The sequence below is a fragment of the Acinetobacter sp. YH01005 genome, from assembly GCF_013420465.1.
Classification (GTDB): Bacteria; Pseudomonadota; Gammaproteobacteria; order Pseudomonadales; family Moraxellaceae; genus Acinetobacter; species Acinetobacter amyesii.
In genome coordinates this window covers 1-9,339 of the sequence record NZ_VOYA01000042.1, presented here as the reverse complement: position 1 = coordinate 9,339, position 9,339 = coordinate 1, and the positions used below count along the sequence as shown (strand labels likewise).

Annotated in this window: 11 protein-coding genes; 9 read left to right on the top strand and 2 right to left on the bottom strand. The window is 32.9% G+C overall.

From position 1 onward, the window contains the following. The 6 genes from FTT72_RS15515 to FTT72_RS15490 all read left to right on the top strand — a co-directional run. Positions 1–673 (top strand): DUF2345 domain-containing protein (locus FTT72_RS15515; RefSeq protein ID WP_180178657.1); only part of this gene is annotated, 673 nt, incomplete at its 5' end. Then, positions 673–2,070 (top strand): hypothetical protein, encoded by a 1,398-nt coding sequence (locus FTT72_RS15510; RefSeq protein ID WP_180135305.1) that lies wholly within the window; start codon positions 673–675, stop codon positions 2,068–2,070. The genes FTT72_RS15515 and FTT72_RS15510, both read left to right, overlap by 1 nt. Before the next feature lie 14 nt (positions 2,071–2,084). Continuing rightward, positions 2,085–3,065, top strand: a complete 981-nt coding sequence (locus FTT72_RS15505) for a PoNe immunity protein domain-containing protein (RefSeq protein WP_180010882.1) — start codon at positions 2,085–2,087, stop codon at positions 3,063–3,065. A 38-nt stretch (positions 3,066–3,103) separates the two neighbouring features. Further along, positions 3,104–4,084, top strand: a complete 981-nt coding sequence (locus tag FTT72_RS15500; RefSeq protein ID WP_180135303.1) for a PoNe immunity protein domain-containing protein — start codon at positions 3,104–3,106, stop codon at positions 4,082–4,084. Positions 4,085–4,151: 67 nt separating this feature from the next. Further along, the gene (locus FTT72_RS15495) at positions 4,152–5,420 is read left to right on the top strand and encodes a type VI immunity family protein (protein ID WP_180009468.1); all 1,269 of its coding nucleotides are present in this window, start codon (positions 4,152–4,154) and stop codon (positions 5,418–5,420) included. Continuing rightward, positions 5,417–5,623, top strand: coding sequence for a hypothetical protein (locus tag FTT72_RS15490; RefSeq protein ID WP_180135301.1), 207 nt, complete (start codon positions 5,417–5,419; stop codon positions 5,621–5,623). Before FTT72_RS15495 ends, FTT72_RS15490 begins: the two co-directional genes overlap by 4 nt. A gap of 14 nt (positions 5,624–5,637) precedes the next feature. Here FTT72_RS15490 and FTT72_RS15485 read toward each other — a convergent pair whose 3' ends face one another. Both FTT72_RS15485 and FTT72_RS15480 read right to left on the bottom strand, forming a co-directional pair. Then, positions 5,638–6,108 (bottom strand): transposase family protein, encoded by a 471-nt coding sequence (locus FTT72_RS15485; protein ID WP_180135299.1) that lies wholly within the window; start codon positions 6,106–6,108, stop codon positions 5,638–5,640. Then, positions 6,065–6,451 carry a transposase family protein gene (locus tag FTT72_RS15480; protein ID WP_180135297.1) on the bottom strand — a complete coding sequence of 129 codons (387 nt, stop codon included), beginning with the start codon at positions 6,449–6,451 and terminating at the stop codon, positions 6,065–6,067. Before FTT72_RS15480 ends, FTT72_RS15485 begins: the two co-directional genes overlap by 44 nt. Positions 6,452–6,524: 73 nt before the next feature. Here FTT72_RS15480 and FTT72_RS15475 point away from each other — a divergent pair, with 73 nt between their 5' ends. Genes FTT72_RS15475 through FTT72_RS15465 form a run of 3 tightly spaced genes read left to right on the top strand, consistent with a single transcriptional unit; the run spans position 6,525 to position 9,289 of the window. Further along, a complete protein-coding gene (locus FTT72_RS15475; RefSeq protein WP_180135295.1) occupies positions 6,525–7,346 on the top strand; it encodes a PoNe immunity protein domain-containing protein in 822 nt (273 codons plus the stop codon). 32 nt (positions 7,347–7,378) lie between these two features. After that, positions 7,379–8,353 carry a PoNe immunity protein domain-containing protein gene (locus FTT72_RS15470; RefSeq protein WP_180135293.1) on the top strand — a complete coding sequence of 325 codons (975 nt, stop codon included), beginning with the start codon at positions 7,379–7,381 and terminating at the stop codon, positions 8,351–8,353. A 36-nt stretch (positions 8,354–8,389) separates the two neighbouring features. Next, positions 8,390–9,289 (top strand): PoNe immunity protein domain-containing protein, encoded by a 900-nt coding sequence (locus FTT72_RS15465; protein WP_180178656.1) that lies wholly within the window; start codon positions 8,390–8,392, stop codon positions 9,287–9,289. Positions 9,290–9,339: the final 50 nt, after the last annotated feature.

Here is a 9,339-nt window from a genome sequence, read left to right as displayed (position 1 = left end):
CAGCAGTCAAAAATCCTTAATTGCCCATGCACAAAGCAAGATCAGTCTATTTGCGGCACAAGAAGGTTTACGTGCGTATGCAGGCAAAGGCAAAGTTGAAATCCAAGCCCAAGGAGATGGGGCAGATTTGATTGCACGAAAGGGTATTCAAATTATTTCCACGGAAGAAAATGTTGATATAAAAAGTCCTAAGGAAATTATCCTTACTGCGGGGGGCTCTCAACTTAAAATTACCAGTGCAGGAATATTTCCAACAACTGCAGCGAAGTTTGAGGTAAAGGCCGGGCAGCATTTATTTACAGGTGGAAGTACGGCTCAACCAAAAAATATTACTTTACCATTATTAGGTGAAATGCAAAATTGGATGGAATTGAACTACCATTATGATGATTTATCACCAGTTAAAGGAGCTCCTTTTAAAGTCTTTTTTGAAGACGGAAGTTATAGAGAAGGTGTATTAGATGATAAAGGATATGCAAAATTAGAAAATGTACCTAAAGGAAAATCTGAAATTTATTATGGGGAAGATCCGTCAGAGTTTAAAAAAGACATTCCCGATGACCTAGATGCAGAAATTGAAGATACAGACACTATTGACGATGATATTTGGTCACTATTAGATGAAGAAGCATATCAAAAACTTACAAATAACTTACAGAATGGAGCGAAATAATGGGCTCTGTCGCTAAATATAAACGTTCTGTAGATTCTGTTCCCGGTGGATGGCTACAAAGTTTAAAAAAAGACACTATGACTTTCTTTAAAGGTGAAAGTACTGGTGGTTGGGCAATTTTAGCGGAGACGGTAATTGGCTGTGTACCTGTTTTAGGTCAATTGGTAGACGCGAGAGATATTATTAAAGCAATTATCATTTTATCTGCAAATCCAACAAGTCCTGCTGGATGGTTTGATCTTATCACTGCGTTAATTGGCTTAGTTCCTGGTGGTGGTGATGCTGTTAAAATGTCATTAAAAAGTGTCAAAAAAGGCGCTTTACCAATGGATAGTATTTTGGATGGTATCCGAAAGCTTGGGAAAGGTGATCCTGAACAACTGATTCGTAAATGTTTAAATTTAAATGCATTACAAAAAAATTTAGATAAAATTTTAACCAACCCTCAAGTACTAAATCAATTAAGTCCTCAAGCGCGTAAAAACGTAGATCAAATTAGAAGAAATTTAGGTAAACAATTACAAGAATTTAAAAAAGAAGTTGATGGTTGGTTAATAAAAAGTAGAAAAACCTCTGCAGATGCAAATGCACGCTCAAAGACTCAAACGACTAAGCCAAACTCAACTAATGGTAGTGGTAATACAAACAATACAAATCAGGGCAAATCTAACAGTACCAATAATTCGTCAATAGGCCAAACAGCTATAACTAATTTATCTAATAAATTTAAAGGTATTCTAGGTGAGCATATGGCAGATTACTATTGCCAAGAAATTAAAGGCTGGGGAACTTCAACACATGATAAGATAGGAACGAAAAACTCTCATAAATTGAATGATAATGGGGAAATGGTAAATCTATTTTCTATTAAAAGTAGAGGGCGTGGTATAGATGGAGTTTGGAAGAAAAATAATAATGACGCAAAACCATATGCAATTATTGAGGCTAAATGTAGCCAAAATCCTGCTGCTTCACTTAGAGATTTATTAGGTGATGCTAATGATAAAAATGGTATTGATAAATCAATACCTCAACAACAACAAAGATCTGGCAGAACTTCTAGAAACCGTACTAACACTAGTTCAACTAATCGTAATCTAACTTTAGGTGGCGAAAAATATAGAGATTCTAGTGGAAAAGTAGTTCAAATGAGCCATCATTGGATAACAAATCGTCTTGTTAAATCAGTAGGAATTAAGCTAGCTCCAATAATATTGAAAAAAAGAAGATATGAAAGATATGTTATTTTTTTTAGTGGATTGCAGGTAGTAGAACATGCTGTTGCATTAATTAAATTCTTATCTAAACAAACAGTAACTGATAAAGAACATTCTATTCATACAGCTACAAAGGTTTGGACTGATAAAGACATTAGTATCGTTGTTAATAATAAATAATTGGAAATTTATTTATGATGGAATTTAAGTTTAATCGTAGACAACAATTTTTAGATGAAAGTTACTATCAATCTACAAGGAGTGAGCTTGTCAGCGCCATAGAAAGTTTTTTAAGTGAATCAAATGATGATGATGATATCGAAGCAGGATGGATAGACTCTTATTCGATAGCGTCTAGATATCAGTTTGATTTGCTTATTTTGGACTATACTGCTGGTAAACCGATTGAGTATTTACGCTTAGAATTTGATAAAGTAATTGAATTATTCAAGGAACTCTCTATAAAACAAAGAGCCTATTATAAAAATAATAATTTTAGTGTTTTTGACATCGAAATTTTAGATGACTATTGTGTATATATATGGATTATCAGCCTTTGTTATTTATTAAAAAGAACTGATTTACTACCGTTGGTAGCTAACCTTGTTGATGGAGAGGATCAAGAAAATGGAGGGAAAGATTGGATTGTAGAGGAATTTTTGGCTTTTAATGACGATAACCGTTTTGATTGTTCAGATGTCCTTTTTTCAAATCCTTATTTTGAGTTATCCAATGCATTTGTGACCCAAGATAATAAAGTTTCATTCAAGCATTTAAACAAATTTTTAAAAAAATGGTATAAAGATTTATCTGGAGCTCCATGGCATGATACCCATAAATCAGAGGGTGGATATTATGGATATTGGGCTTTTGAAGCAGCTTGTGCTGTTATTCTATTAGAAATAGAAAATGATAAAGAATTTCATGAATACCTCTATTATCCTAAAGACTTAATAGAGTTCTATCGTACATTTAAACCTAGTAGTGCTGAAATTGACCTCCTAACTAAATATCAAAAAGTATCAATTCAAGCAGGTAAAAAATGTCCTCAATCAGGTTATTGGTTCAGTGTAGCCAAGGAAAACACTCGTAAATACTTTAAACAAGGGGAAATATTCCCTGATTTTGAAAGTGATTGGGGGGATGTATATTGGCAGTTTGACGGTGAAGAATAAGTGAAAATATGCCCTTCGGGGCAGTTTTTGGGCATAAAATGGATTTAGTTAATATAAAAAGACAACAATTTCTTACACCTCAAATGTATGAAACATTAAAGGTGGAAACTCTGAACACTATTGAAACTTTTAAAGTAAATCCTACAGGTGTTGGTGATTCAATAGAAGAAAGATGGGTATACTCTTATGCTATCGTAGCAGAGGACTATTTAAATCTGCTTATATTGGAATATACAGCTGGCAATAGTTTACCTTTTATTAGAAGCCAAATTGAAATAGTTATTGACTATTATGAGCAATATGGAAGTAAATTAAGAAGTTATCATAAAAATATAAACTTACCAGTTTTTGAATTATTTACTATTGATGGCTATTGTCCATGTATTTGGTTAATCAGTTTGTGTTATTTACTCCACCGAAAGGATTTGCTACCTAGAGTTGCGAAATTAATTGACGGAGAAATGAGAGAAAATGTTGCTCAAGATTGGCTAATTGAAGAGTATTTATCTTTTTCAGATGAAAATAGATATGATTGTTCAACAGTATTAGTACCAAAACCTTACTTATTATTATGTGAAGCCTTTTCAAATCAAGATAATGAAATTTCTTTAGCTTTTGTCCGTAAGTTTTTAAAGAATTGGTACAAAGATTTATCAGGTGCGCCTTGGCATGATACTCATAAATCAGAAGGTGGCTATTATGGATACTGGGCTTTTGAAGCAGCGTGCGCTGTTATTCTGTTAGAGATAGAGAATGATACTGTCTTACATGAATACTTATATTACCCTAAAGATTTGGTTGAATTTTATCACAAATTCAAGCTCAAAACTTCAGTAATAAATTTTCTTGAAAATCATAATAAATTTTCAATTAAAGCTGGGGAAAAATGTCCTCAACAGGGTTATTGGTTTACAGTTGCTAAAGTGAACTCACGTCAATACTTTAACTTGGGAGATGTTTTTCCTGATTTTGAAAGTGATTGGGGCGATGTGTATTGGCAGTTTGATGGTGAAGAGTAATTTATGCCTTCGGGACTTGATAATATTGGATCTCTAAAAAAAGAAGTATTAATTAAAAGAATATTTTATGAGCACAGCACAAGTTTATTTAAATGATGAGGAAATAGAAGAATTAGTTCGAGATATTCCTCTTGATACATCAATAATTTATGGGGAAGAAAAAAAAGAGTTCGGAGTTTGCCCTTATATTACATTTTATATTGATCAAAAAAAAACAAATGCGCAAGAATTTTTGATAAAAGTAATTGATATTTATGAGAAATTTGAATTCGAAATAATTGATAAGCCATTTCATTTAAGATTTCGATGTGATACTGAAGTTTGGAAAAAGGCAATTTCATGGATTAGAAGTCGTGAAGAAATATCAGCTGAAATGGCAAAAATTTATAAAAAATATTTCATTTACTATTTAGGTGCAACATCTGCACAATCTCAAGATCAAAGTCCACGTTGGGCTTTAAGTGCAAAGATTAGAGACTCTAGTGAGCGCTATTCTAGTCTAAAATTAACTTTTGGTGATCAATGGTATAGATCCAATAAAGATATTTGGTACTCATTTGTTCAAAAATGTCTAGAAATGCTTAACCCAATTCAAGCATATAGTGGATATGAAATTGGAAACACAAGTCAATTTGCATTTGTTTCTCCTGAATTTGAAACAGTTGAACGGACTTTCACGGATTATTTTTACGGGCTCGATATTGATCATCCTGGTATGGAGTTTTCTCATGAAAATATGTTTATTGCAGAAGATCGGGATGGTTTAGGTGGCGGTATTCGTACCCCAACATGGTGCTTTTTACTTTCTCCCTACTGGCTAGAGAAACTAGGCTTGAGTGAAGAACAAATTCGTGAAAAACTGGATGATCCACGAATTGAAATTACTAAAATTATAGACCTAGAAGATTCAACAAAATACAGCTTATGGATACGTTTGGGAGAGCTTTCACTTTATCCAGTTGAAGAAGGTGTTCCTGATTTATTGGTGATGGCAAATGAACTAATTAAACCGATACGTTGTGATAACTTAAAACTGACCACTTTAGATGCGTGGTCAGATGATCCAAATCCACGTTTTGATGCCGTAAGTTCAAAGCAATGGATTGCACGATTTGATGAAGACAGCACTTGGCCTGAATTAAAACGAGTGAAAGTTGAAGTTCAAGAACCAGAAAGAATAGATATTGTTATTGCCGGTAGCCCATGTCCTCACGCAGGATATTGGTATACTTTTGCTAAAGAAAACTCACGTCAATATTTTAAACAAGGTGATATATTCCCTGATTTTGAAAGTGATTGGGGTGATGTGTACTGGCAGTTTGATGGTGAAGAATGATTTATGCCCTTCGGGGCATTATTTTTGGAATAAGAATGATTTTTGATAAAAAGAAAAGACAATTATTTTTAACAGATGAAGTTTACAATAGAGTAAATATATTTTTAAAAGAATTACTCATTGAAATTTTAGAAAGTAAAAAAATATATGAAGACAGTCCATCTGATATAAGAAGATTAGATTATTACTTATCACTACATTAGAGTTCTTTCATAAATCATTTTTTATTCAGCTCCATGTTATAGATTCCAGCAATTAAATTGAATCTTAAACCTAGTCTTTTACCTCGATTACGATATCGTTCGGCAATGATTTTGAAAGTTTTCAAACTGCCGAATACATGTTCAATCCCAATTCTTCTTTTATTGATTTCTTGATTGTAAACTTTTAGCTCGGGATCTAGTTTGCAGCGTCTCTTTGCTTTTAGAGGCAATAAGCTATTTGGATACATTGCATAGATACCTTGATAGCCTTTATCTGCAAGAATAAAAGCACCTTTAGGAATATGATTCAAATTACGTTTGAAAAGCTCGAAATCATGTACAGCACCACGACTCGTACATAAACTCAGAACTTGCTGTGTTCTATAATGGATAATGGCTTGAACTTTAAAAGTATGTGCTTTCTTCTTGCCACTATAGCTTTTATTCTGTTTTTTTAGGTCTTTGTATTGGAATTTCTGTGGCATCTACGATCACCACATTCCAGTCGATACCTTCGCCTTCAGGCAAACTTTTGGGTAAATTAAATAGATTAGACTTGATCAGGCAATCTTCTACGTGGCGGACAATTCTTGAAGCAGTAGGCTCTGACACGCCAAAACTCGTTGCGACATGAAACAATGTTCGGTATTCACGCCAATAGCTTAAGCATAGAAGAATTTGATCTTCTACACTTAACTTTGATGGTCTACCTTTAGCAGGCACCAGCATTTTTAGCTGTTCAACCATTAAATCAAAGGTTGACCATGAGATGCCTGTATATCGCTTAAACTGTGTTTCAGAAAGCTTTGTTGAATCGACGTATTTCATCTGCAAATTATGCATGTATATTTAAAATTATTTGGTACAAATAATAAGCAAGAGATAGATCGTTTTTTGATTTATGAAAGAGATCTATTCTTATGATTTATTAAGTCTAAATTTTACCGCTGGGTTTGATATTTCTACACTTAGAATTCAATTAGAAGATGTAATTACGAAATATGAAGAATATACAATAGCTTTACGCAAAGACGAGAAGGATGAAGATTGGGCACCATTTTATTTTACAGCTATAGATGAGTACGAAAGATGTATGCAGTTGATAGGACTGTGTTATCTATTACACAGAAGAGACTTATTACCACGTATTGCAGCGATGCAAGACAAAATTTACCATGAGCAAACAGAACAATTAGATACGCTGTATGAGGACTTTTTATCATTTGAGTTGATGGATAGATATGATGTAGATCAATGGTTTTTTGATAATCCATATCGCCCATTAATTTTTAGTAAATATAGAGATACTAAAGAAGAGAGTATTCAAGATATACAGGAATATTTGAAATTATGGTATCCCGCATTTGAAAGTGCAGCTTGGCATGATACCCATAAAATGGATGAAGGTTTGTACTTTGGATATTGGGCTATAGAAGCTGCTGCTTACGTTTATTTGCTAGATTTAGATGATAGCGAAATAACACATATGATTTATCCAAAAGATTTGGTTAAATTTGCCCGAGAATTTGTACCTTGCGAGAAGGATATAAGTAATCCAAGTACAAAAACATTAAAATGCGAAGCAGGTCAAATTTGCCTTAAAACAGGTGAATGGTATAGTCCTGCGAATAACATGGAAAAACGTCATTTTAAACAGGGTGATGTTATGTCTGAGAGTAAAGATAACCCTTGGGGATTAACGATTTGGTATCTGACTGAATAAGTAGATGCCATTCGGGGCATTTTGGAATAGATATGGACATCTATAAAAAACAAATTCGACAAATTTTTCTAACTGAAAATACTTATATTGAAATCACGAAGTACTTATTAAACTCTTATCATAGATTGGTTCAAAAAAAAATTGAGTATAATGGATCCATAAATGATTTAAGACGGTTAAATTATTATATCGCTGAAGAAGCTTATCAATTATTTAGTTTACATTATACAATTGGTAAGTCGATTCAACCTCTCAGAATAGAATTAGAAAATATAATTACGAAATATGAAGAATATACAATAGCCTTGCGCAAAGACGAGGAGGATGAAGATTGGGCACCATTTTATTTCACCGCAATAGATGAGTACGAAAGATGTATGCAGTTGATAGGACTGTGTTATCTATTACATAGAAGAGACTTATTACCACGTATTGCAGCGATGCAGGACAAAATTTACCATGAGCAAACAGAACAATTAGATACGCTGTATGAGGATTTTTTATCATTTGAGTTGACGGATAGATATGATGTGGATCAATGGTTTTTTGATAATCCATATCGCCCATTAATTTTTAGTAAATATAGAGATACTAAAGAAGAGAGTATTCATGATATACAGGAATATTTGAAATTATGGTATCCCGCATTTGAAAGTGCAGCTTGGCATGATACCCATAAAATGGATGAAGGTTTGTACTTTGGATATTGGGCTATAGAAGCTGCTGCTTACGTTTATTTGCTAGATTTAGATGATAGCGAAATAACACATATGATTTATCCAAAGGATTTGGTTAAATTTGCCCGAGAATTTGTACCTTGCGAGAAGGATATAAGTAATCCTAGTACAAAAACTCTAAGATGCGAAGCAGGCCAAATTTGCCCTAAAACAGGTGAGTGGTATAGTCCTGCGAATAACATGGAAAAACGTCATTTTAATCAAGGAGAAGATATGCCTGAGATTAAAGATAACCCTTGGGGATTAACGATTTGGTATCTGACTGAATAAGTAGATGCCATTCGGGGCATTAATTTTAGGATCAATATGAATTTCGATAAATATAAAAGACAGATTTTTTTAACTGAAGAGTATTATTTAAAGACTAAAGAATACAATGAAGAAGGAATACCCTTATATTTAGAAAGTGATACATTTGAAGATGATCAATATAATTGTGGAGAAGCTTCAAGATGGCAATCTATTACATGGATCTATCATTCTTTATTATATCTTCATTATACTGCAGGAAAGCCAATAGAAGAAATATCTCCATTATTTGAAAAAGTAATAGAAGGTTATGAAAAACAAGCAGAAGCATTAGGAGTTTTTAAAGCAAGTAAAAAGCCAGTTGTTATTGGTGGTGAAGGTGGTTTTATTGCATTAACTACAATTAGCTTAGCAGTATTGCTAAATAAAAATAATTTATTATCTACAATTAAACAATTAATCAATGGCGAGGATGGAGGAACTTTTAGTGAAGATGAAGTGATTAATAAGTTTTTAAAACTAACGGATTCTAATCATCCAGATACTGAAAGAGATGGGATATATAGTTATAATTTTTCAATATTATGCGATGTGATTGATAATGTAATAATTAAAAATAACAAAAATCATGCGATTGAACTGTTGGATGAATATTTGGCTGATTGGTATCAAATGCATAAAAATACACTTTGGTACAATAGTCATTTAAATTTAGATAATTATTCATATGTTGGTTACTGGGCTTTTGAAGCAGCAGCTCTTGTTTATTTACTAGATTTGGATGACAGTTCTTTACATAAACATTTGTTTTATCCTAAAGATATAGTTGCATGGGTTCGTAAAAATAATACTCAATCTGAAGTAACCCAAGACAATCTAACTGAACCGTACCGGGTTTGTCGGAGACTCAGTATTCTGAGAGAATGTTCCGATGACCAAATTAAAATATACCCCTGAAATCAGAGAAAGAGCGGTTCAATTATTGATTGAATCTGAAAAAGACTATC